We start from the raw sequence: 21,259 nt of genomic DNA, 5'->3' as shown, positions 1-21,259 counted from the left end.
GGAACGCCCGACCGGTATTCGACGCCGAGCTGCGTGACGGCGGCCGGCGGGGTCAGGTCGGGGGTGGTGAACGTCGTGGCGGCGGAGTACGCGGAGCAGTTGCCCGCAGCGTCATCGCCGACAACAACCCCCAGCACCATCACGTCAACAACTCGCCGAACTCCGACACCGCCTCCCCATACCGAACGTTCCAGCCCTCAACCACGGCCGCCTCCAGGACGGCCGTGTCCACGTCCTCCAGTAGACGAGGCGACGGCTTCCCCGGCGAGTTCTCGTAGTTGAACGCGATGACGTCCAGGAACACAGGACGCTTCAATCGCGTGCTGGCCAGCCTCAGCAGCATCGACTGGGCGAGCGCCGGGTAAGGGGTGAACTCGGGGTTCCGGAGCCAGTCGGTGAGGTCCGCCTCCGGCACGCTGTAGTCGACGGCCGCCTCCCCCAGCGCGTCGATGAACGCGGTGGGCGGCGCCTGCACCTGGAGGAGCCGGCTCAGCTCGCCGCGCCCGGTGGCGTCCAGGTCCGGCGGCTGGGAGATCAGCCGGAACGCCTGCCTCAGCCATGCCTGTTCGGCCAGCCGACGCGTCGCCAGGTCGCTCCACGGCGGCTCGGGCGTCGGCCTGCGGAACGGCGCGGGCATCCGCCGGTACCGCTCCGCGATCCGGCCCAGGCAGTCACCCAACTTCTGCACGTCGTCGGGGTGGATCCCCTCAACCCACCCCTGCGCCGTGAACACGGCGGTGGCGGATGCCGTCGTCCCGCCGCCGCTGACCGTCACCACCGCGGACGTTTCGTAGCGCTCCCCGCCCCGAGAGGTGAGCACGAGCTCGGACATGACCGGCTCGATCGTGTAGTCGAGCGTGAACACCGTCCCGTCCACGGGCACGTTGACCATCCCACTCGGTGCGCCCAGCGGAACACCTCCGACGGTCCAGGTGATCGTGGGCTGCGGGTCGACGGGCACGCCACTGCCGCCGAAGCCGGTGCCGCGCACACCGAATGCGGCGGTCGAGGCCGTGGCAAACGTCCCGCGACGAATGGGGTCGCCGCACGGCGTCCTGGTCTCCTGGAGCTCACCGACGGGGCCCATCACGCCGTCGGTCTGAAGTCCCCGGACGATCTCGACCGCGCTCGCCGCGCCCGCCGTGACTGACACGTCCACCCAGTGCCGTTCCGGATCGACGGCCACGGTGCGCACGACGAGCGGTGTCGTCGCGACGGTGACATCGGTGTCCGGCGACTTCGTCGGTACCGACCCCCGGTACCACGCGCGCGGTCCCTGGTTGGTGACGTCGACGACCGAGTGGACGACCACCCCTTCCCGCGAAAGGCTCGGCCCCAGTGGGTCCATGCCGGCGTCCCAGCCCGCCGGGACGCGGTACTCGACGTAGACTCGGCCCACCCCGTTGGCCGGCTCGCCGGGCGGGTGCAGCAGGAGCAGGCACCTGCCATTCGACGCGGACGCCGGCACGATGCGTGCGGTGACCGGTGCGCCCGGCTGCGGGAAGGGCGCATCGACAACCCGGCCGGCCAGCGCGTCCGGCGTGGACAGGTGCAGGTTCGCGCGCGAGAGGTGCGGGCCCATGGCGAAGGCACCGGCGTACGGCCAGTTGGTGACCGTCGGCCCGGTGAAAGTCGGCTGGCCGGAGTAGGTCGGCCCCGCGCCGAGGAAGCGACCGGCGAAGGTGGCCGACGACATGAGGTCGTAAGGGGAGCCGTACTCCGGGCCGACGACGATGTTGGCGTCGGTTGGATCCCAGTCGGTGCCGTTGTTGTCGAGCCCGAAGGTGTGGTCCAGGCCGAGGACGTGGCCGACCTCGTGACACATGAAGGTGAGGTCGCTCGACATCACCGGAAGCACGGCGACCGATAGCCCGTCGACACCGGTCGCGCCGCCGTCGAAGCTCTGCGTCATCGTGGCAGGCTGGCCCGGCTGCCCCGCCTGGGGATTCGGCACAGTCCGCTGTCCCGGGTGGGTGATGACGACCAGGCCGTTGAGGCCGGGCCACTCCGGGGGGTTGGGGAACCGGGCACGCAGCGCGTCGACGGCAGCCCGGGCCTGGGCGGCCCGGGAGGTGTCGGTCCCGATCGTCACGTCGACCCACGGGAACATCGACGAGTCGACGAAGTCGAGATGACCCCGGGTGGTGTTCTCCCAGAACCGCAGCAAGGCGTGGTCGCCGGTCATGAGCATTGCGATACAGGCGGGATCGGGGATGACGGGCACGGAGGTGTCGTGCCGGGCCCGGATGATGCCGAGGCGGACGGACTTGGCCATGATGTTCGGCTCCTTGTCGGAGGGCGACACGCCTGTACCCGGTGGAAATCCGACACCACGCTCGAACTCCAATTTACCGCGCGGCCCCGCACCTCGCAGCCGCGAGACGGGACGACGGGCCCTGTCGGCCGGGCGTCACGGCCCTGTTCTCATATAGCTACGGCGAACGGACATGTAGCGCTATGTAAGGCTCGGGGCTGCGTTCATCGTGAGGGTCGGCGGTAGAGCGGATAGTGGTAGCAGCGGTTCCGTATCGAGGTCGGCCATCAGACTCCCACCGCCTGATGGCTCGTCAGGGTGGTGCCGCAGTAATCGGGAGCGGGGCGCACGTCGGTTGCCGCGCGCCCGGGGTGGTGCCCCTGTCCGCCCCGCCCGCGTCGTACACCGCGGCGGTCGAGCGGTACCTCACCGGCGCGGGCATCACGAAGTCCTCCACCCGGATCTATCGGGTCTCGCTGACGACGTGGGGGTGGATGCTCGCCGGCGAACCGGCGCCGACCGTGCCCGCCCGCCGGGGCGCGAAGCCGCCCGTCTTCCCCGTCACCTCGATCGACGACCCGGCGCTGCCGGAGGTGCTGGCTGTCTGCCGGTTCGCCAATTGGGGCCCCTTTGCGGGCTCCGGCAGCGTGCTGGTGTGCACGCACGATGGTGGAGTCCACCGAGACAGCCCAGTTGAGGCTGTCGTCGGCGTCGGCCTGTGCGACCAGCGCGGTGAACACCCGCTCCCACGTGCCGTCGACGGCCCACATCCTCAGCCGGTTGTAGACGCCTCGCCAGTTGCCGTACTTCTCGGGGAGGTGGACCCACTGCGTTCCGGTCCGGAACTTGAAGGCGATCGAGTCGATCACCTCCCGGTGGTCCCGCCACCTGCCTCCCCGTCTTGGAGTCCGGTCAGGGAGCAACGGCTCGATCCGTGCCCACCGCGCATCGGTCAGCGACATGACCGGACAACGAGGTACACCGTTGCCGGATGCTGCTCTATTCAGCCACGTCCGGCATCCGACGTCGCGCCTCCGACATCCACAGCCCTTCACCGCCGCGCGTCGTGGAGTCATTACACCCCTCGGCTGCATCCTCCAGGTAGTTCAGCCGGGCCTGCGTCAAACTCAGCCCGCCGTTGGGCCCACCTCGCACGATGTGCGCATCCGCGTCGTCCTGGCCATCGTCCTCCCATCCGCACTCCGGACAGATTTCGAAGTTGGCCCGTTTCTCCAAAGTCTGCTGGAAACAGCAGGGACACGCGATGAGGTTGTGAGCGGCGTCGCTCGACAGACCAGGGAACGGTTCTTTGGAGACCATGGGTGCCATCATTCCGTCTCCCTCCAATGATCCAAACGAAAGTGCCTAAGAAGTCATCTCATTTGGCGAGCCTGCGGTAGCAGATGAGGGTGCAGGCGATGCTGGTGAAGGCGAGGAAGTGGTCGGCCTTGCGTTCGTAGCGTCGGTGGAGGCGGCGGCAGCCGGCGAGCCAGGCCATGGTGCGTTCCACGGTCCAGCGGTGGCGGCCGAGCCGATGTGAGGACTCGACTCCCTTGCGGGCGATGCGGTGGGTGATGCCGCGTTCGCGTAACCATCGCCGCAGGTGGGCGTAGTCGTAGCCCTTGTCGGCGTGGAGTTTGCCGGGCTTGCGCCGTCGCCGGCCGCGGCGCGAGCGGATCGGCGGGATGCCCTTCACGAGCGGGATCAGGGCCTGGCTGTCGTGCAGGTTGGCCCCGGAAATGCCGACGGATATGGGCAGACCCGACCGTTCCGTGATCAGGTGGATCTTCGAGCCGTACTTGCCCCGGTCGACAGGATTCGGACCTGTCAGGTCCCCCTTTTCAGGGCCCGCATGTTCACCGAGTCGATCGCGCAACGCGACCAGTCCAGCTCGCCGCGGGCGCCGAGTTCGTCGAGGACCAGGCGGTGGAGCTTGGCCCACACCCTGGCCTTCGACCACTCTGAAAACCTCCGATGGGCGGTCGCACCCGACGGGCCGAACGACGCCGAAGGTAGCTGCTGCCAGGTACAACCCGACGTAGCCACGAAGACGATCGCGGCCAGCACTTCCCGATCGCCGTGCCGACGCCGACCACCGCCCTGCGGCCGCGACTGCGCCTCAGGCACCACCCGCTGGAACAACACCCACAACTCGTCCGGCACCAACCGCTCAACGATCCCCACCATGACTCACAGAATACCGAGTCAACCAAATGAGATGACCTCTTGGCGCAGACGCCTCCGAAACGGCCCACCGCCCCGGCCGGGTCAGATGCTGCTGAGCCAGCGGCGGAGCGAAGCCGGTCGAGGGAGCCCGACGTCGTCAGGCAGACGGCCGAACCTGCGCCCGCTGACACGCTCCATCGCTTGACGTACCGACAACTGACGCCCACCCGGTGGGGTGTGTGGGTTGTAGCCGTTGGATCGGAAGATGCAGAAGATCCGCGGTTCGCTAGGTCGATAGGACCCGAAGCGGGTAATGCCGACGCCACCTGCGGTGTCCGTGATGTCGAACTGGAGGTACAGATCGTCCTTTCCAGGGTAGTTGTTGTCGTACACCCATAGCTGGACGACCTGACCGCTCTGCTGGTACGCGTAAGCGAGCACTTGGTGGTTCTGACCGATGTCCAACGAGTCGGTCTGGATCAGTCCGAGGGGTGACAGTCGAGCGCCGTCAATGTCGTCCCGGATGCGCGGCCACTCATCCCGGCAGGTCACCCAAGCGCGGCCTCTCGCCAGCCCTGCCACCTGAATGAACCCTTCATCCCCGTTTGGGTAGTGCGGCGAAGAGTAGCCCAGCCACCGGTGCCCGGAACCTCCGATGTCGAAGCTGTCGAGCAGCCGGTCGCGGATGAACTGGAAGAGTGGATCCGCGGTGGAGGTTGGCGAGGTTGTCTCGGCGGGTGGGAGCTTGCCGGCGGCGAAGTAGTCCATTGCCGCGAAGGTCATTCCGCCGCACATTCCCGCGTTGGCCTGGGTGATGGGCAGCCACCCGTCGTCGACCCGGGCGATACCCAGGGCCCCTGCAGCCTCCCCGCCAAGCTCGTCGAGCAGCCGATTCCAGAGGAAGCCGACAGTCATCGCAGGAAGTTCCGGACTCCACGAGTTCGAGAACTGAAATCCATTGACCGACGGGGTGAACCCGCGAACCTGGCGACGCGAGGTCTCTCGTAGACGAATACGGAGCCGGGCATGGTGGCCCTGGCCACCGCTGTACGCAGCCTCGAAACCCGGCGGTGCCCAGACGTGGAACGTATTGCCGTACTGGGACTCCACGAGCGGACTGTTGAAGTGCACATACAACTGCCGCCCTGGGTCACCATCGATGCTGTACCAGACGCGGCCCTCTGTGCCTGTCGTCGGTACGCCGAAGAGACCCCCCTCGGTCCGCCACTCCGCGGTAGCGCCGGGGGCGATGGTGGCCGCTCGGGACGGGTACCATGGATCGGTCCAGTCGCCGGAGTCCATCTGATCCCGGTCCCATACCAGAGGCACGGACGACTCGTTCTGAATCTCCACTGCCATGCGTATGCGTGACACGCCGATCACCTCAACTCGCGGTTACCAGAACACGGATCATTCCGTGCCCTGACGCCAGGTCTGTCAGAGCCTTCCCAACGACAGCACCGAAGCCGCGATCCCGCTCAGCGATCTTGCGGGCGTGTCCGGGGGTCGATGACGTGGTGAGCAGATCCCCACAGCGGATTGGCGCTTCCGATGCGTCGGCCAGCGCCCACAGCTTGCCCATAAGGGCGACAGGGGCGCCTCCGTCGTGCCGGTCGAGCACCAGTGCCGGTCGCACTCCGCCTGCACCGGAGACGATGCCGGCGACGCGCGGGTCGTATTCTTCGGTGCAAGGCCGGATCCGCCCCGCATCGTCAAGCACCACGACCATCCCAGCGGTGACGGCCGGTTCCGCAACGGTCAGCGCTTCGGCGTAATCGGCCCCCGGGAGCTCGAGGTCCCCGGTAACCACCACGTCGCCCTGGAAGAACGCCGCTTTCCCTCCTTCCATATTGCTTACGCCGAACACCCCGTTACGGCCCCGGCCATAGATTCCGTTCCCGCCATGGTCACTTACACCGGCAACACCGGAATGTCCGGATGTTTGAGTCACTCCAAATACGCCGTTCCACGTATCACTCGTCCCCACGACGCCAGAACCGCCTTCGCCCGTGCCGTGTCCGGCGACCCCGGTGAAGCCCCGGCCGTACAGTCCGTTCCCGCCGTTCTCGTTGACGCCAGCCACACCGGCGTGCCCGGTTGCCTGCGTAACTCCGAAAACGCCGTTCCATGCATCACTCGCACCGGCGACGCCAGAACCGCCTTCGCCCGTGCCGTGTCCGTGCACCCCGGTGGAGCCCCGGCCGTAAACACCGTTCCCGCCGTTCTCGTTGACACCGGCTATGCCCGCTTGGCCAGCTGCCTGGGCTTCGCCATACACGCCGTTCCACTGTCCGCTCGTGCCAGTTACCCCGGCCTCTCCCGGCTCATTCGAGTCACCCTTGACAACGCTCATGACCATCCTCCGATCCTTTTCCCCATCAGACTCTGTTCACTGCAAGGCGATAGCGAGCAGACTCATTGCATCGAATGACGAAGCTCCCTCTCTCGCGAAGTCTCGACACAGCATGCGTAAATGCCGACTACCGCGGGGATGCACTTCATCGATGCCTTAGGGCGCAGCCACAACAAAGGTCGTGGCGCGCCGACATTTGTAAGCCTTGGTACCGGCGTCAACCTCTCGCGGAATCTCATTACAGGCGTGTAAGTGCCGTAAGAGGTAGAAGGCTCAGGGCCATCTCGCCTTCTCCACAGCATCACTCTTGGCGCGCCCGTGCAACTGGGCGCTGAAATCGCTGGCTCGGTTGACCAATCAACTGTGCTCCGCCCAGCTAGAGTTGCAGACGGCGATACGCAGACGCACATTGGAATGCGGGAGCATCTGTCGTACATCCTGTCTCTCCATCAAACTCACCCCGACCATGTGAACCGTTCCGGGTCGAATGGAGGCTCGATTCTCTGAGAGGATTGAGACCGTGTCCTATGTGGGTTCGGCCCGTTGGGTCGGTTATGGGGCGGGGTACGTGGAGTTGGATTGTTCCGGACGGGCTGTGGGAGATCGCGGAGCCGCTGATCCCTTCGTCGAGGGTGCGCCCGCGGGGCGGGGGGACGCAGGACACGCCTGATGAGACCCTGTTCGCCGCGATTATCTACGTGCCAGTCAGTGGGTGCGCCTGGCGGGCGTTGCCGCCGCGCTTCGGCGTATCGAAGTCGACGGCCCACTGCAGGTTCCTGATCTGGTCCAGAGCTGGTGTCTGGGGCCGGCTCCACGAGGAGATCCTGCACCGCCTGGACGACGCCGGCCTGCTCGACCTGACCCGGGCAGTGCTCGACTCCGCGCAGGTGAGGGCTAAAAAAAGGGGGCGAACTCAAAGGTCCGAGCCCCGTGGACCGGGGCAAGCCAGGTTCCGTGATGCACGTCCTGTCGGACGCGAACGGACTGCCCCTCCTCGTCGGCCTCTCCGCGGCGAACACCCATGACAGCCTCGCGCTGAAGCCCATGATCGAGGGTCAGCAAACGAGACGCGACCCCCACGGAGGCCGCTACTTCAAGCCCCAGCGTCTCCACGCGGACAAGGCATACGACGTCCCTCACCTGTGGAAATGGCTCTGGGGCAAGCGCATCGGTGTCCGTATCGCCCGCAAGGGGGACGAGTCCAGTGAACGGTCGGGGCGCCGACGATGGGTCATCGAACGCACCATGTCCTGGCTGGCCGGCTACCGCAGACTCAACCACCGATACGAGCGCCACCCCCGCTACTACCTGGCCCTTCTCGGCCTCGCCGCCAACCTCTGCTGCTACAAACGACTCGCTCGACTCACCACATAGGACACGGTCAAGTGGCGACAGGTTCGCCCACGCCGGAGTCGGCGGCCGGAGTGGCGCAGCAGGTGCTGCCTTCCTGTTTGGCCATGGAGTTGGCATCCGCCTTGACGACGTACACCTCCCAGGGCTCCTGGCCGGGGCCGTGGACCCAGACCTTGTCCTGGAGGGCGTAGCAGCAGGTGGTGTCGTTCTCCTCGGCCGTGGCCAGGCCCGCATGGCTCAGGCGGGTGGTGGCCGCGTGCACGGCTTCGGTGGTGTCGACCTCGACGCCGAGGTGGTCCATGCGGGTGTCCTCTTCCGCGTTCCCTTCGATGAGGACCAGCTTGAGCGGGGGCTCTGCGATGGCGAAGTTGGCGTAGCCGTCGCGGAGCTTGGAGGGCTCGGTGCCGAAGAGCTTGGTGTAGAAGGCGATGGACGCGGCGAGGTCGGGGACGCGGAGGGCGAGTTGTACGCGGGACATGGCGTGCCTCCTGCTAGAGGGGTGGGTGAGGGCTCAGCAGCCGCCGGAAGTTGCCGGGGCTCCTACGCCGATCTGGACAGTGGTGGGAGCGGCGCAGCAGCCGCCGCCTTCGGACTCGGCCGCGTCGGGCTCGTCGAAGAGGCCCGCGCCGCCGCAGACTCCGGTCTCCGGAAGGGTCAACTCGACGCGCTCCGCTGCCTCCTGGTCCCCGGCGAGGGAGGCCGCGATGGAGCGGACCTGCTCGTAGCCGGTCATGGCGAGGAACGTCGGCGCGCGGCCGTAGCTCTTCATACCGACCAGGTAGACGCCCTGCTCCGGGTGGGACAGCTCCTTCACGCCGTGCGGGTAGACCGTTCCGCAGGAGTGCTGGTTGGGGTCGATCAGTGGGGCAAGCTCCGTCGGGGCCTGGAGTCGCTCGTCGAGGCCGAGACGGAGTTCGGAGAGGAACGACAGGTCAGGGCGGAAGCCGGTGAGGACGATGGCCTCGTCGACCGGGTCGAGCCGGTCGCCGCCCTCGGCCTCAAGCACCAGTTGGCCGCCGGCTTGCTCGACGACGCTCGTACGGAAGCTGGTGGCCGCCGAGGCGTACCCGTTCCCCACTGCGGCCTTGGCCGCGAGGCCCAGAGCGCCGCGTGCGGGAAGCTCGTCGGCTTCGCCGCCGCCGAACGTGGAACCGCCGATCCCACGCCGCAGAACCCACACCGCATGCGTTCCGGGCGCGTCCTTGGCGAGGTCGGCCAGGTAGGCGAGGGCCGTGAACGCGGAGGCGCCGGATCCGATCACGGCGGTGCGCTTGCCGGCGTAACGGGCCTGTACAGCAGGGTCCTTGAGGTCGGGCACGCGGTAGGAGATGCGGTCGGCGGCGGAACGCTCGCCGAGGGCGGGCAGGCCGTCGCCGCCGATCGGGCTGGGCGTGGTCCAGGTGCCGGAGGCGTCGATGACGGCGCGGGCGGTGATCCGCTCCTCGGAGCCGTCGGCGTTCAGGACATGGATGGTGAACGGCTGCTGCTCGCGGCCGGCGTCCACGACCCGGTCGCGGCCCAGGCGCGAGACACCGGTGACGCGAGCACCGAAGCGGACCTTGTCGCCCAGGACGTCGGCAAGCGGCTGGAGGTAGTCCGCGGCCCAGTCACCGCCCGAGGGGTACGTCGCGCCATCGGGCGCGGTCCAGCCGGTCGGGGCGAGAAGCTTCTCGGCCGCCGGATCGACGACCTCGGACCAAGTCGAGAACAGCCGGATGTGCGACCACTCGCGGACGGCACTGCCCGCGTCGGCTCCGGCCTCCAGGACCAGGGGCTCGATGCCGCGCTGCACCAGGTGGGCGGCGGCTGCCAGGCCGACCGGACCGGCGCCGATCACAACGACCGGAAGCTTCTGCTCGCTCATGACTGTTTTCTCCTTGGTGACGGGCTGTGCGGGAGGCGGGGTGTCGGTTCGGATCAGGGAGGGCGGCCGTACAGGGAGACCGAGAGCTCCACACGGCGGTAGCGGGCACTGGACCGGCAGGCGGCGTCGCACACCTGCGAGCACGAGTCGCAGAATTCGGCGTCCGGCGAGCGATGCAAGGTGAGACGGGCTCCGACAGCGGCCAGGGATGTCCGGACACGTGCAGCCATGACAGGAGCTCCTTGATTCGATGCCTGTCTATTCATTGAGCCTTGCACTTGCATTGACGGTTGTCAACATAGACAAGCGTCGAATTTGATGACCCTCGCGGTCACCGTCCGCGTCATTGCTTCGATGCGTGTCAACATAGACGTATGTCGAATGTGAAGGTGTTGCCGCTGCTGGAGTCGGACACGGCCCCCTGCTGCCCGCCGCTGAATGAACGCCCCCTCACCGGGGAGGAAGCGGTACGCACCGCTGTGATGTTCAAGGCCCTGGGCGACCCGGTTCGCCTGCGGCTCTTCTCCGCGGTCGCCTCGCACGAGGGCGGCGAAGCGTGCGTCTGCGACATCTCCGACGTCGGTGTCTCCCAGCCGACCGTCTCGCACCACCTCAAGAAGCTGAAGGAAGCGGGCCTGCTCACCTCCGAGCGCCGCGGCACCTGGGTGTACTACCGCGTCGAGCCGTCCGTGCTCGCCACCATGGGTCACATCCTGGGCAAGTACGCCGCCGCCTGAGCGGTGATCGCGTCCGCTGAGTCAGTGGGCCCGGGCTTCGGATGACGGCAGCCAGCGATCGACGTAGGCGAGGAGCCCGGTCAGGTCCGTGCCTCCAGCGCGGTATGCGATGTAGCCGTCGGGACGGACCAGGCAGTGGGTGATCTCCGGCCAGGGGCTGCCCCTGCCAAGCCGGTGGATGTGGACGAGGTGACCGCGGCGGCCGGTAATGGACACGATCCGGCCCGTGTCCCAGGCTCCCTCCGGGCCGCCGCACAGGAGCAGGTGGTATCCGGCTGCAGCAGTCAGTGCGTGCAGGTTGCCGGGGGTGTCGGGGAGTCGGTCGCCTGCCCGTGGACCGCGCTTGGGCCGATGGGGGCCCTCTGCCGTGGCGGGGCTGTGCCGGTAGTGGATAGCCAACTGGGACAGCGTGCGGAAGGCGGCGCCGCGCAGGTACGGGAGGCGCAGGGCCAGCGGTGCGAGGCGGGGCGCGAGCCGGGTGCGAGCCAGGCGGAGCAGTGGGTTGCGGCTTGTGGCGATAGTGAATGCGCGATCGGTGAATCGCAGTACGTTCCGGCCGACCGGGGCGCGTTCGCTCTCGTATGTGCCCAAGAGCGCCTCCGGTGCCGCTCGCCGGCAGACGAGGGCGAGCTTCCAGCCGAGATTGAGCGCGTCCTGGATGCCGGTGTTCATGCCCTGGGCTCCTGCTGGGCTGTGGATGTGGGCGGCGTCGCCGGCCAGGAAGACGCGGTCGGCGCGGTAGCTCTTGGCGCCGCGGTTGTGAATCCGGAAGTCGGTCATCCATACCGGGTCCCGCAGGTGCAGCGGGTCGTTGACGTAGCGGTCGACAAGGGCTTGCAACTGCCCGAGTTCTACCGGCCCTTGGGCATCCGGACCGCCGGGCGGGCGCATAGCGAGCAGTCGCCAGCTCGCGGGCGAGCCAAGCGGGAAGAAGAACAGCATCCCGGCTTCGGTCATGTACGCGTGCGCGGCACCGCGTTCGAGGCCGTCCACCTCCAGGTCCGCGAGAAGGAAGGTCTGTGGGTAGACATGGCCTTCGAAGCCGATGCCCGCCTGGGCGCGGACTGTGCTGTGCGCTCCATCGCAGCCAACGACGTAGCGGGCGTTCACGTTCTCCTCGGTACCGTCGAGATTCCTCAGCCGACACGCGACGTAGGCACCCGCGGTCGTGAGCTCCAGCAGCTCGGTGCCCCGCTCGACCGTCGTACCGGCCTCATACAGGTGGCCACCGAGCACACTCTCGGTCTCGGCCTGGGACAGGAACAGCAGGAAGGGGTACGGAGTGTCGGCGGCGCCGAGGTCGTACAGCGGCAGCCGCACGGTACGGCCCGGAACATGCACTCGCAGCCGTACGGCCGGGTCCCCCCGTGCGATCAGTTCGTCCGTCACACCGAACGGGGCGAGGGCTTCCAGCGTTCGGGGCTGGATCGCCAGCGCCCGCGACTCCCTCACCCGGTCCAGGTGCCGGTCGACGATCCGGAACCGTGCCCCGTACGCGTGCAGCTGGACCGCGAGCGCCAACCCGGTCGGCCCAGCCCCTACCACCAGCACATCGAGCGATCGACTCGCAGCCATGGAAGCAGTGTGCCGCCGAAGTGCTTGGCGCGCTGTCCCCGAACGCAGCCCAAGTGAGGAAACCCCGATTCGGCATCGAGAGGCCCCTCCATGGGCGTCCATCGGCGTAGGGATTCAGCCGGGGGCCTTTCACCCCTTCACTTTATCGACTATCGTCGATTATCGATGAATGAGACTGTGCACGGCCTGGTGCCGCTGAGCCATGAAGACGCCGTCACCTATGCCGACTGGTTCAAGGCGCTCGCCGACCCGATGCGTATACGCGTACTGAACCTGCTGTCCGCAGAGCGGCGGCCGATGGCGGTCGGGGAGATCGTCGAGCGGCTCCCCATCGGGCAGTCGACGGTGTCGCACCATTTGAAGATCCTTGCCGAGGTCCGCTTCGTCCTCCCCGAGCGGCAGGGCGCCTCGACGCGTTACACGGTCAACGCCACCTGCCTGGAGTGCTTCCCGGCCGCAGTCCGCGCGATCCTGGGCCAGGAGGCGGACCATGCCTGCTGACGCACCGAAGATCGCGCCGCTGACGACCGCGGACGCCGAACAGGTCCTCGCCATCTACCAGCTGGGCATCGACGAAGGAAACGCCACTTTCGAGAGCCAGGCTCCGACCTGGACCGAGTTCGACGCCGCCAAGCTGCCCGAGCACCGCCTCATCGCCAGGGGTCCGAATGACGGAAAGGTGCTGGGCTGGGTCGCCGCCTCCAAGGTCTCCGACCGCTGCGCGTACGCCGGAGTCGTCGAGCATTCGGTGTACGTACATCCGGCGGCACGCGGCAAGGGCGTCGCACGTGCACTCCTCGACGCCTTCATCAATTCGACCGAAGCGGCGGGCATCTGGACGATCCAGTCCGGAGTCTTCCCCGAGAACACGGCGAGCCTCGCCCTCCACGAGCGGGCCGGCTTCCGCGTGATCGGCACCCGAGAACGCATCGGCCGCCATCACGGCGTTTGGCGTGACGTCCTGCTCCTGGAGCGCCGAAGTCCTCAGATCGTGTGATGCCTTCTGGAAGCCCGTGCTGGGGCGTGTGGCGGTGCGGGGGTCCGCAGACGGCGTTGACGCCCAGGAGTTCGGCGAGCGCGCGGGGCGACCGACACCGATGAGGGTGTCGGAGCGGGGCCGGTCCCAGTCGCCGTAGCCGAACAGGTGCAGGCGGGGCTCGTCGACAGCGCGGGTGCCGACTGTCGGGATGTGGCCTCGTGAGCCACGCAGTCCGAGCGGGGCGAGGTGGGAGAGGGCAGGGCGAAAGCCGGTACACCAGAAGACCGCGTCGGCCTCGGTCCTCGTACCGTCGGCCCATTCGATGCCGTCCGCAGTGAGGCGGGTGAACATCGGCTGAGCCTTGAGAAGCCCCGCGTCCCGGGCCTCGCGCACCGGCGGTACCGCGACAATGTCCCCGAGGGACGCGACCCCGCCGGTGTCGGTCGTCCCGGTGTCGAGTGCGCGGCGGCGATTGCCGCGTCGAAGAGGGCGCGGCCGTCGATGTCGTCGGCCAGGAAGCGGCCCAGCCGCTGGGTGCCCCAGTCCGGCCGTGGCGTGTCCTGGTGCGCGACCTGTGACGGGTTCTGCTTCCGGGACCGCGGAATAGTGGTCGTCGTCGGCGGCGACACCGCCATGGAGGAGGCCACCTTCCTCACCCGCTTCCCGAAGTCGGTCACCGTCGTCCACCGGCGCTCCACGCTGCGGGCCTCCCAGGTCATGCCGAATCGCGCCTTCGCCGACGACAAAATCTCCTTCGACAGCGAGATCGCGGAGATCAAGGAGGCGGGCGGCATGCTCTCCGGCCTGATCCTGCGTGACGTCATCACCGGCACAACCCGCGACCTCGACGCCACAGGGCTGTTCATCGCGATCGGCCACGACCCGCGCAGCGAGCTCTTCAAGAGCCAGCTGGGGCTGGACGACGAGGGCTACCTCAAGGTCGAAGCCCTCTCGACGCGTACGAACATCCCAGGCGTCTTCGCCGCCGGCGACGTCGTCGTCGTCGTCGACCACATCTACCGCCAAGCGATCACCGCTGCCGGCTCCGGCTGCGGTGACTGCCCTCGACGCCGAGCGGTACCTCGCTGCCCTCACCGACGCCGAAAACGCCGCCGAGCCGAGCAAGGCCCCGGCCACCGTCTGACACGTACCGCAGGAGGAGGCCCCTCATGGCTCTCAAGAACACGACCGACGACTCCTTGAGCAGGACGTGCTCAAGAGCGACAAGCCTGCGCTCGTCGACTTCTGGGCCGCATCGTGCGGCCCGTGCCGCCAGATCGCCCCCTCCCTCGAAGCCATCGCGGCCGAAATACGGCGAGAGGATCGAGATCGTCAAGCTGAACATCGACGAGAACCCTGAGACGGCCGCGAAGTACGGCGTCACGTCGTACGCGTCACCGAGACCTGCAGCCGATCATTACTGAGGACCGCACGCTCGTCGCCGCCCAACACCCGGGCGAGGCCGACGGCGCCACCGCCGAGAAGCCTGTGTCCGTATGGCCCGACGGACCGGGCAGCATTCCGCGTCCGTCGGTGGTCACGGTCTGGGCCGAGAGGGACCGCGCCTAACGCAGCCTGTGAGCCCGGGTCGCCGCTGAGTGGCGCGGGCGCCCCGTCCTGTCCGGCCAGCTTCCTGATAACGTACGCCGCGTCCCGGCCCACGCCTCGCAGGGACGCGGACGCGTTGTTGTGCTGGTACTCCAGGCCGACGTATCCCAGCCCGGAGACGGTGGTCGAGACCCCTGCACGGTGGCCCCGCGCAGGCCATGGCCGCGAAGGCACGGGACCTGACCAACCAGCAACTGCGCCTGCTGGTGGAAAGCCGCGCTCTGAGCGCTCCGGAACCGCCACCGAAAGGAGGCTGCGTCTATCCCAGTGATGACGCACTCGGTCTGCGTACACCGTCGCGTCGGGAGCAACCACGCGGTGGGAGCCGGCGAGCCGCCCGCTCGTCACGCCCCGGGCGTGCGGCTCGCGGACACGGTCAGGCAGGGTTCCGCGCGAGTGTCGGGTAGTCGGCTTATCCGGTCTCGCCGCCGCCGTACAGGGCGGCCGGGTCGATCCATCACCGCGCGCACCGAGGAGGCCGTCGCCGCCGCCCTGGGCCGCGCCGGGCGGCTCAGCGAGAGCGATGCCGCGACGCTGGCGCGCGTCGTGTCCGCCGTAGTGTTCCTCGCGATGGCGGCGAGCGTGAACGCGACCGCGAGCGTCGACGAGATCCTGCGTGACGTCCGAGACCAGCTGGCGGTCGTACTGCCACGCTGACGCCGGTGAGCCTCCGGCCGGCAGCGCTACGGCGACCGGGGGCGATCACGACCCCTCGCGGGGTGCCCGCGATGTTCGACGGTGGGTGCGACGGGCACGCACACGCCGCGTGGTGCCCGGGACTCCGACCCTGGTCAGTCGGCTTCCGTCAGGGCCGCGTGCGCGGCGGTGAGGATCTCCTCGGAGAGTGGGGAACCCGCGGTGGCCCGGGACAGCACCAGCGCACCGAACAAGGTACACAGCCGGGCGATGCCGTCCTCGCCGTCGTCGGCGGCCCCGGCCGATGCGAGGAACGCGGCAAAGTCGGCCACCCCTTCGGTGTAGGTGCGGCGGGCCCCGCCGCCCTCGCCCTCGCGTGCGACGTCGACGGCGAGGGCCGCGACCGGGCAGCCGCCCGCCGGGTCGTCGCGGTGCTGGACGGAGAGGTAAGCGTCGATCAGGGCTCGCTGAGCGGTATCCCGCTGCCCGTCGTACCGCTCAAGCCCGGCCGCATGGCGCCGGCCAAGCTCGGCGAAGGCATGGGCGGTCGCCTCGTCGACGAGCGCCTCCTTGGAGGCGAACTGCTTGTAGAAGGCGCCGTGGGTCATACCGGCCGCGTTCATGAGATCGGCAACGCTCACGTGGGTGCCCTGCTCCCGGAACAGCCGGGAGGCGGTGTCCACCACCCGCCTGCGGTTCTCCTGCGCCTGCGCCTGCGAAACGCGGCCCATGGCCACCTCCCATTTGGATGTCGACTGGCATCTATCGTATCCCCATGTTTAGATTGTGGTCGTAATCCAAAAGTAGGGCGTGCGACTCGACGGCGCCCGCCGAAGACCAGGAGCAGGCATGGAACTGAAGAACACGGTCGCGGTCGTCACCGGCGCCAATCGGGGCCTCGGACGGCACCTCGCCGCCCAGCTCGTGGAGCGCGGCGCAAAGGTGTACGCGGCGGCCCGCCGCCCCGAGACGGTCGACGTGCCGGGCGTCATCCCGTTGCGGCTGGACGTCACGGACGAGGCGTCGATACGGGAGGCCGCACGCGTGGCATCGGACGCGACACTGCTGATCAACAACGCGGGCATCTCCACCGGCGCGACGCTGATCGGAGGGGACACCGATGAGGTGCGCCGGGAGATGGAGACCAACTTCTTCGGCCCGCTCGCCGCGACCCGCGCCTTCGCTCCCGTCATCGAAGGCAACGGCGGCGGCGCCGTACTCAACGTCCTGTCCGCCCTGTCCTGGTTCCACCCTGCCGACCTCGGCTCCTACGCGGCCTCCAAGGCCGCCGCCTGGGCGCTGAGCGACGCGACCCGTGAGGAGCTGGCGCCCCGCGGGATCACCGTCTCGGCGCTGCACGTCGGCTACATGGACACCGACATGGCCGCCGGCGTCCCCGCCGACCAAAAGGTCGCCGCCGCCGACGTCGCGAGCCAGGCCCTGTACGGCATCGAGGCCGGCCTGCCCGAGATCCTCGCCGACGAGACCAGCCGGTACGTCAAGCAGAGCCTGGCCGCGGCACCTCAGCCGACCGCAGCCTGACGCTCACCCCGCCGTCGCGGCGCCCCCTTCCCACCCGTCGTGCCAGGACCTTTCATGCGTTATACGAGCTTCGGCACCTGACCGGACTGCGCGTGTCCGAGTGCACACTCGGCACCGCGAACTTCGGCACCGGCTGGGGCGCGGGCGCCGAGCCGGACGAGGCACGCCGGATCTTGGACCGGTTCGCCGAGGCCGGCGGCACCTTCCTCGACAGCGCGGACGGCTACCAGTTCGGCGAGTCTGAGCAACTGACCGGAAAGCTGATCTCCGCCGACCGCGACCATTTCGTCCTGGCCACCAAGTTCGCCCTGGGCTCCGCTCCGCAGCGGGACATCTCCAAGACGGGCAACAGCCGCAAGGACATGGTCGCCTCGGTGGAGGCCAGCCTGAAGCGCCTGGGCACTATCTCGCACCGGGAGAAGCCCGGGGCGAGCACAGACCCCGCCCCCTTCCACGGACGGGACACGGAACGGAGACGACGATGAGGGCCTTCATGGTCGAGAGGTACGGCGGCCAGGCGGGGATGCGCGCCGCCGAAACGCCCGACCCGCAGGTGGGCGCCGACGACGTCCTGGTCAGGATCCACGCGGCGAGCGTCAACCCGCTGGACCTCAGGATCCGCAACGGGGACTTCAAGGCGTTCCTGCCCTACCGTCTCCCCCTCGTCCTGGGAAACGACCTCGCCGGAGAGGTCCTGCAGGTCGGGTCCTCCGTCACCCGCTTCGCGGTGGGTGACGAGGTCTACGCCCGGCCCGACAAGGACCGCATCGGCACCTTCGCCGAACGCCTCGCAGTCCAACAGGACGACCTGGCGCCCAAACCCTCCACCCTCACCATGACCGAGGCCGCTTCCCTGCCCCTGGTCGCCCTGACCGCATGGCAGGCACTGGTCGAGCGCGCCCGCGTACGACCGGGGCAGAAGGTCCTCATCCACGCGGGCGCCGGCGGCCTCGGCTCCATCGCCGTCCAGCTGGCCAAGGAACTCGGCGCGCACGTGGCCACCACCGCGAGCACCGCCAAGGTCGACCTGGTCAAGAACCTCGGGGCGGACGAAGTCATCGACTACCGTACCCAGGACTTCACCGAGATCCTCGACGGCTACGACGTCGTCCTCGACAGCCTCGGTGGCGACAACCTGGCCAGGTCCTTGCGTGTCCTCAAGCCCGGCGGCATCGCCATCAGCGTCGCGGGCCCGCCCGACCCGGCCTTCGCCCGTGAACTAGGCGCGAACCCGCTCCTCCGCCTGGCCATGACCGCGCTCAGTTCCAAGACCCGCCGCCAGGCCAAGCGCCTGGGCGTGACGTACTCCTTCCTGTTCATGAAGGCCAGTGGAGACCAGTTGCGGGAACTCACCCCCCTCATCGACACCGGGAAGATCCGCCCCGTCGTCGACACCGTCTTCCCGTTCGTCGACACCCTCCACGCCATGGAGTACGTCGAAAAGGGCCAGGCGAAGGCCGGCAAGGTCGTCGTCTCCATGACGTAGAACCCACCCGCCGACATCGACCAGCTCCACCAGTTCACCGTCCACGCCGAGCAAGGCGTGATGCACCTGGTCACGGGCCTGGCGCCCGGCTTCGGCAGGGCCGTCGTCAACCCCAGCGGACCCGCCACCACCCCGCGGCGCGCGACCAGAAATACACCGGGAGATCCACCGTGAGCAGCACCGGCACCCCGAACGAACCCTGCCGCGGGCCGCTGCCCGGCAGCTCGGCGCCATCCTGCGACCGGCCGAGAGCGGGCACCCCTGGAAGGGCATGCGGTTCTCCTCCGGCTGGGGCTCGCGAGAGACCCTGATCTTCCGGCCCGCCGAGCCGGAGGTAGTGGTGGAGTTCCGCGCGGACACCGCGATCGACAGCGGCCGGCACCGACACCCCGTGCGACATCTGCGAGTCCGGACCGACCTGCGCCCCGCCGACGTGCCGGTCCTCGGCACACACCGACCCGCGATGAGGCTGCGAGCGGCTGAGGCATAGCGACAGCACGTACCGACGGGCCACGTACTGACGTCTGTCGATGTGGAGAGATCCTCAGTGGAACCAGACGACAAGGCGTACGTTCTCGGCCCCGTGGACCTCGCTGAGGATGCGCATGACGCTCCATACCCGGCCTCAGTCGGTGTCGATCCCCGCGGCTGAGGCGCGGGTTCGTGTGCCTGAGGCATCGGTCTCCTGTCAGCCCGTGGTGTCCAGTTCGGCCCAGGTCAGCCAGGTGGTCCCGTGCACATCATGGGGCCCGCCGTAGCCCGCGTCTCGAAGCCGCCCTCGACCGCGCCCGCACCCGATATGGCCCCGGCATCGCCGGAGCAGCGGCCGCCTACTGCCACGCAGACGAAGAAGTCATCTCATTTGGCTGACTGGGTGGGCTGTCGGTAGTGGTGGGCATCGTTGAGCGGCTTGTGCCGGATGAGTTGTGGGAGCACCAGCGGGTGGGCCAGAGGCGCCGCCGCGGCTTCAGGGTGGCGGTTGGCGTCCGCACGGTGACCGTGAGGTGTTGGCTGCGATTGTGTTCGTGGCCACGTCAGGATGTACGTGGCAGCAGGTGCCGGCTGCTTCGTTCGGTCTGTCCGGAGCTACTGCCGGACGCGGCCCGCCCGGACCCGCAGTACCGTCTCATCGCCTTGAAGGCATGACAGCCGGAAGCGTCGGCTGCGGCGCGAGCGCTTACGTCAGAAGACGGACAGCCCGGTGAGCGTGGTGAAGCGGTCTAGGGCCGAGACACCCGCCACCGAGTTGCCGCGCCGGTCAAGGCCCGGGCTCCATACGCACAGGGTGCACACCCCGGGCACAATGGCGATGATCCCCCCGCCGACACCGCTCTTGCCCGGCAGTCCCACCCGGTAGGCGAACTCTCCGGCCGCGTCGTACGTCCCACAGGTGAGCATGACCGCGTTGACCTGCTTCGCCTGGCTGCGGGTGAGCAGCGCGGAACCGTCGGCCCGGACACCATGCCGTGCCAGGAACCCCGCAGAAAGGGCCAGGTCCGCGCACGACGCCTCGATCGAGCACTGACGGAAGTAGGCGGAGAGCAGGTCGGGGACCGGGAGCGTGATGTTGCCATAGGAGGCCATGAAGTGAGCCAGCGCGGCATTACGGTCACCGTATGCCGCCTCGGAGGCGGCGACTTCCGGTACGAAGTCGATGGCGGCATTGCCACTCTCCGAGCGCAGCAGCTCCCGAACTTGCCCGGCAGCGTCCCCGGTCAGAGCCTGCAGCCGGTCGGTCACCACCAGGGCACCGGCGTTGATGAACGGGTTACGGGGAACACCGTTCTCGTATTCCAGCTGCACCAGGGAGTTGAAGGGGTTACCCGAAGGCTCGCGGCCCACGCTCCGCCATATCTGTTCGCCGTCCAGGGAGAGTGCCAGGGCCAGGGCGAACACCTTGGAGATGGACTGCGTCGAGAACGGCTGCTGCCAGTCGCCGACACCGTAGACGGTCCCGTCCGGCTCCGCGACGGCGATGCCGAACCGTCGGGGGTCGGCACCGGCGAGCATCGGTATGTAGTCGGCAGGGGCGCCGTGGTCGGTAAGAGTGGCTATCTCCTCGGCGATGCGGCTGATCACAGAGCTGAAGCGGTGAGTGCCGGCGCGCGAAGCTGGACTGCTTACCCGAGGGGCGGCGGAGGCGTGGGACACGGCAATTCCTGACGGAGAGGGAGCGAGAGGGTCGGCGGAGGGATGCGGAGCGGGAGGTCGCCCATAGACTCTCCGGCCGCTCACGCACACGGCCCCGGACCCGGAGTCCAAGCCGAGCGATCGCGTCCAGAGCCCGCGCCAGATGGTAGTCCTTCAGCACACCCAGCAGGCTTCCTGTCGACATTCCTCGTGGTGCAACGGGGCTTCATCTCGGTCCCACCTGAAGAAAGTGGGGAGCGAAAAGCAGAAGGGCTCACCGATCGCTGGGCGTCAGTTCTCGCCTGCAGGGCCACTGAGCCGCCCCTGAAAGACGGTGTTCCCGTCCTGCGTCCCCGTGACCAGTACCGCGATCTCCTCGGCGGCGGCGTGGACGACCTGCGCCTCGATCCGGCAGGGGCGGTCGAATTCGGTGTACCGCTCGAAGGCACTGGTGATGACGGTTGCCTCAAGGTGGGCGGGATGCAGGATCGCGTGCGCCGCTTGATAGGCGGCCTCCATCAGAACGAGGCCGGGCACGTGATCGACGGGGTGGTCGAAGTACATGACGTTGTCCAC

20 protein-coding genes and 4 pseudogenes are annotated in these 21,259 nt (G+C 68.3%); 10 read left to right on the top strand and 14 right to left on the bottom strand.

Going from position 1 to position 21,259, the window contains the following annotated elements; all coding sequences use genetic code 11:
- Positions 1-139: 139 nt before the first annotated feature.
- The 6 genes from AB0C82_RS34410 to AB0C82_RS34385 all read right to left on the bottom strand — a co-directional run bounded on the left by AB0C82_RS34410 (position 140) and on the right by AB0C82_RS34385 (position 6,773).
- Positions 140-2,275: a hypothetical protein gene (locus tag AB0C82_RS34410; protein ID WP_362850159.1), complete on the bottom strand. Its 2,136-nt coding sequence runs from the start codon at positions 2,273-2,275 to the stop codon at positions 140-142.
- A 266-nt stretch (positions 2,276-2,541) separates the two neighbouring features.
- Positions 2,542-3,216 carry an IS5 family transposase gene (locus AB0C82_RS34405; RefSeq protein WP_362850156.1) on the bottom strand — a complete coding sequence of 225 codons (675 nt, stop codon included), beginning with the start codon at positions 3,214-3,216 and terminating at the stop codon, positions 2,542-2,544.
- A gap of 37 nt (positions 3,217-3,253) precedes the next feature.
- Complete coding sequence (locus AB0C82_RS34400) at positions 3,254-3,574, bottom strand: CPCC family cysteine-rich protein (protein ID WP_362850153.1); 321 nt, start codon at positions 3,572-3,574, stop codon at positions 3,254-3,256.
- Positions 3,575-3,632: 58 nt separating this feature from the next.
- Positions 3,633-4,441 (bottom strand): IS5 family transposase gene (locus tag AB0C82_RS34395; RefSeq protein ID WP_362850150.1). Its coding sequence is split into 2 segments (ribosomal slippage): positions 3,633-4,094 and positions 4,097-4,441, totalling 807 coding nucleotides; the frame shifts between segments, so codons are not numbered across the junction.
- 81 nt (positions 4,442-4,522) lie between these two features.
- A complete protein-coding gene (locus tag AB0C82_RS34390) occupies positions 4,523-5,794 on the bottom strand; it encodes a hypothetical protein (protein ID WP_362850147.1) in 1,272 nt (423 codons plus the stop codon).
- A 10-nt stretch (positions 5,795-5,804) separates the two neighbouring features.
- Entirely contained in the window at positions 5,805-6,773 is a 969-nt protein-coding gene (locus AB0C82_RS34385) for a hypothetical protein (RefSeq protein ID WP_362850144.1), read from the bottom strand.
- A 554-nt stretch (positions 6,774-7,327) separates the two neighbouring features.
- Between AB0C82_RS34385 and AB0C82_RS34380 the strand changes: the two genes are divergently transcribed.
- A protein-coding gene (locus tag AB0C82_RS34380; RefSeq protein ID WP_362850141.1) for an IS5 family transposase occupies positions 7,328-8,147 on the top strand; the annotation gives its coding sequence in 2 pieces (ribosomal slippage) (positions 7,328-7,669 and positions 7,671-8,147; 819 coding nt in all).
- A 7-nt stretch (positions 8,148-8,154) separates the two neighbouring features.
- Here the strand turns inward: AB0C82_RS34380 and AB0C82_RS34375 are convergent.
- From AB0C82_RS34375 to AB0C82_RS34365, 3 genes are read right to left on the bottom strand one after another with little or no spacing between them, the layout of a single operon-like run.
- Complete coding sequence (locus AB0C82_RS34375; protein ID WP_362850139.1) at positions 8,155-8,604, bottom strand: ArsI/CadI family heavy metal resistance metalloenzyme; 450 nt, start codon at positions 8,602-8,604, stop codon at positions 8,155-8,157.
- A gap of 33 nt (positions 8,605-8,637) precedes the next feature.
- A complete protein-coding gene (locus tag AB0C82_RS34370) occupies positions 8,638-9,990 on the bottom strand; it encodes an NAD(P)-binding domain-containing protein (RefSeq protein ID WP_362850136.1) in 1,353 nt (450 codons plus the stop codon).
- A 53-nt stretch (positions 9,991-10,043) separates the two neighbouring features.
- Positions 10,044-10,220: a hypothetical protein gene (locus tag AB0C82_RS34365; protein ID WP_362850133.1), complete on the bottom strand. Its 177-nt coding sequence runs from the start codon at positions 10,218-10,220 to the stop codon at positions 10,044-10,046.
- A 144-nt stretch (positions 10,221-10,364) separates the two neighbouring features.
- On the opposite strand from AB0C82_RS34365, the gene AB0C82_RS34360 reads away from it, so the two are divergent.
- Positions 10,365-10,727 carry a metalloregulator ArsR/SmtB family transcription factor gene (locus tag AB0C82_RS34360; RefSeq protein WP_362850130.1) on the top strand — a complete coding sequence of 121 codons (363 nt, stop codon included), beginning with the start codon at positions 10,365-10,367 and terminating at the stop codon, positions 10,725-10,727.
- A 21-nt stretch (positions 10,728-10,748) separates the two neighbouring features.
- On the opposite strand, the gene AB0C82_RS34355 is transcribed toward AB0C82_RS34360, so the two are convergent.
- Positions 10,749-12,302 (bottom strand): FAD-dependent monooxygenase, encoded by a 1,554-nt coding sequence (locus tag AB0C82_RS34355; RefSeq protein ID WP_362850127.1) that lies wholly within the window; start codon positions 12,300-12,302, stop codon positions 10,749-10,751.
- Between the two features lie 165 nt (positions 12,303-12,467).
- On the opposite strand from AB0C82_RS34355, the gene AB0C82_RS34350 reads away from it, so the two are divergent.
- Together AB0C82_RS34350 and AB0C82_RS34345 are read left to right on the top strand one after the other, a co-directional pair.
- On the top strand, positions 12,468-12,803 hold the full coding sequence (locus AB0C82_RS34350) for a metalloregulator ArsR/SmtB family transcription factor (protein WP_362850124.1): 336 nt from the start codon (positions 12,468-12,470) through the stop codon (positions 12,801-12,803).
- The gene (locus AB0C82_RS34345) at positions 12,793-13,299 is read left to right on the top strand and encodes an N-acetyltransferase family protein (protein ID WP_362850121.1); all 507 of its coding nucleotides are present in this window, start codon (positions 12,793-12,795) and stop codon (positions 13,297-13,299) included. Before AB0C82_RS34350 ends, AB0C82_RS34345 begins: the two co-directional genes overlap by 11 nt.
- A 78-nt stretch (positions 13,300-13,377) precedes the next feature.
- Here the strand turns inward: AB0C82_RS34345 and AB0C82_RS34340 are convergent.
- Positions 13,378-13,823: pseudogene (locus tag AB0C82_RS34340) on the bottom strand (pyridine nucleotide-disulfide oxidoreductase); the annotation flags it as partial.
- 1 nt (position 13,824) lies between these two features.
- Here AB0C82_RS34340 and AB0C82_RS34335 point away from each other — a divergent pair.
- Both AB0C82_RS34335 and AB0C82_RS34330 read left to right on the top strand, forming a co-directional pair.
- Positions 13,825-14,425, top strand: a pseudogene (locus AB0C82_RS34335) (FAD-dependent oxidoreductase); the annotation flags it as partial.
- Positions 14,426-14,450: 25 nt separating this feature from the next.
- A pseudogene (locus AB0C82_RS34330) lies at positions 14,451-14,663 on the top strand (thioredoxin domain-containing protein); the annotation flags it as partial.
- Positions 14,664-15,680: 1,017 nt separating this feature from the next.
- On the opposite strand, the gene AB0C82_RS34325 reads toward AB0C82_RS34330, so the two are convergent.
- On the bottom strand, positions 15,681-16,256 hold the full coding sequence (locus tag AB0C82_RS34325) for a TetR family transcriptional regulator (RefSeq protein ID WP_362850119.1): 576 nt from the start codon (positions 16,254-16,256) through the stop codon (positions 15,681-15,683).
- A gap of 118 nt (positions 16,257-16,374) precedes the next feature.
- Between AB0C82_RS34325 and AB0C82_RS34320 the strand changes: the two genes are divergently transcribed.
- The 4 genes and pseudogenes from AB0C82_RS34320 to AB0C82_RS34305 form a co-directional block, all read left to right on the top strand.
- Complete coding sequence (locus tag AB0C82_RS34320) at positions 16,375-17,067, top strand: SDR family oxidoreductase (protein WP_362850116.1); 693 nt, start codon at positions 16,375-16,377, stop codon at positions 17,065-17,067.
- A gap of 92 nt (positions 17,068-17,159) precedes the next feature.
- Positions 17,160-17,552 (top strand): aldo/keto reductase, encoded by a 393-nt coding sequence (locus AB0C82_RS34315; RefSeq protein WP_362850113.1) that lies wholly within the window; start codon positions 17,160-17,162, stop codon positions 17,550-17,552.
- A complete protein-coding gene (locus AB0C82_RS34310; RefSeq protein ID WP_362850111.1) occupies positions 17,549-18,553 on the top strand; it encodes an NADP-dependent oxidoreductase in 1,005 nt (334 codons plus the stop codon). The genes AB0C82_RS34315 and AB0C82_RS34310 overlap by 4 nt, the downstream gene beginning before the upstream one ends.
- 879 nt (positions 18,554-19,432) lie before the next feature.
- Positions 19,433-19,653, top strand: a pseudogene (locus AB0C82_RS34305) (transposase); the annotation flags it as partial.
- An 82-nt stretch (positions 19,654-19,735) separates the two neighbouring features.
- On the opposite strand, the gene AB0C82_RS34300 reads toward AB0C82_RS34305, so the two are convergent.
- Together AB0C82_RS34300 and AB0C82_RS34295 are read right to left on the bottom strand one after the other, a co-directional pair.
- Positions 19,736-20,704 carry a glutaminase gene (locus AB0C82_RS34300; protein ID WP_362850108.1) on the bottom strand — a complete coding sequence of 323 codons (969 nt, stop codon included), beginning with the start codon at positions 20,702-20,704 and terminating at the stop codon, positions 19,736-19,738.
- A 270-nt stretch (positions 20,705-20,974) separates the two neighbouring features.
- The coding region (locus tag AB0C82_RS34295; protein WP_362850106.1) for an AfsA-related hotdog domain-containing protein at positions 20,975-21,259 on the bottom strand (285 nt) is incomplete at its 5' end.

The sequence above is a fragment of the Streptomyces sp. NPDC048560 genome (assembly GCF_040650955.1).
Taxonomy (GTDB): Bacteria; Actinomycetota; Actinomycetes; order Streptomycetales; family Streptomycetaceae; genus Streptomyces.
Note: the sequence above shows the minus strand (reverse complement) of the source record. Positions and strands in the feature narration are given on the sequence as shown.

Excerpts from the sequence above, each read along its gene's own strand:
- AB0C82_RS34410 (WP_362850159.1), bottom strand. The coding sequence starts at position 2,275 with ATGGCCAAGTCCGTCCGCCTCGGCATCATCCGGGCCCGGCACGACACC.
- AB0C82_RS34405 (WP_362850156.1), bottom strand. The coding sequence starts at position 3,216 with ATGTCGCTGACCGATGCGCGGTGGGCACGGATCGAGCCGTTGCTCCCT.
- AB0C82_RS34400 (WP_362850153.1), bottom strand. The coding sequence starts at position 3,574 with ATGGTCTCCAAAGAACCGTTCCCTGGTCTGTCGAGCGACGCCGCTCAC.
- AB0C82_RS34385 (WP_362850144.1), bottom strand. The coding sequence starts at position 6,773 with ATGAGCGTTGTCAAGGGTGACTCGAATGAGCCGGGAGAGGCCGGGGTA.
- AB0C82_RS34375 (WP_362850139.1), bottom strand. The coding sequence starts at position 8,604 with ATGTCCCGCGTACAACTCGCCCTCCGCGTCCCCGACCTCGCCGCGTCC.
- AB0C82_RS34370 (WP_362850136.1), bottom strand. The coding sequence starts at position 9,990 with ATGAGCGAGCAGAAGCTTCCGGTCGTTGTGATCGGCGCCGGTCCGGTC.
- AB0C82_RS34365 (WP_362850133.1), bottom strand. The coding sequence starts at position 10,220 with ATGGCTGCACGTGTCCGGACATCCCTGGCCGCTGTCGGAGCCCGTCTC.
- AB0C82_RS34360 (WP_362850130.1), top strand. The coding sequence starts at position 10,365 with ATGTCGAATGTGAAGGTGTTGCCGCTGCTGGAGTCGGACACGGCCCCC.
- AB0C82_RS34355 (WP_362850127.1), bottom strand. The coding sequence starts at position 12,302 with ATGGCTGCGAGTCGATCGCTCGATGTGCTGGTGGTAGGGGCTGGGCCG.
- AB0C82_RS34350 (WP_362850124.1), top strand. The coding sequence starts at position 12,468 with ATGAATGAGACTGTGCACGGCCTGGTGCCGCTGAGCCATGAAGACGCC.
- AB0C82_RS34345 (WP_362850121.1), top strand. The coding sequence starts at position 12,793 with ATGCCTGCTGACGCACCGAAGATCGCGCCGCTGACGACCGCGGACGCC.
- AB0C82_RS34325 (WP_362850119.1), bottom strand. The coding sequence starts at position 16,256 with ATGGGCCGCGTTTCGCAGGCGCAGGCGCAGGAGAACCGCAGGCGGGTG.
- AB0C82_RS34320 (WP_362850116.1), top strand. The coding sequence starts at position 16,375 with ATGGAACTGAAGAACACGGTCGCGGTCGTCACCGGCGCCAATCGGGGC.
- AB0C82_RS34310 (WP_362850111.1), top strand. The coding sequence starts at position 17,549 with ATGAGGGCCTTCATGGTCGAGAGGTACGGCGGCCAGGCGGGGATGCGC.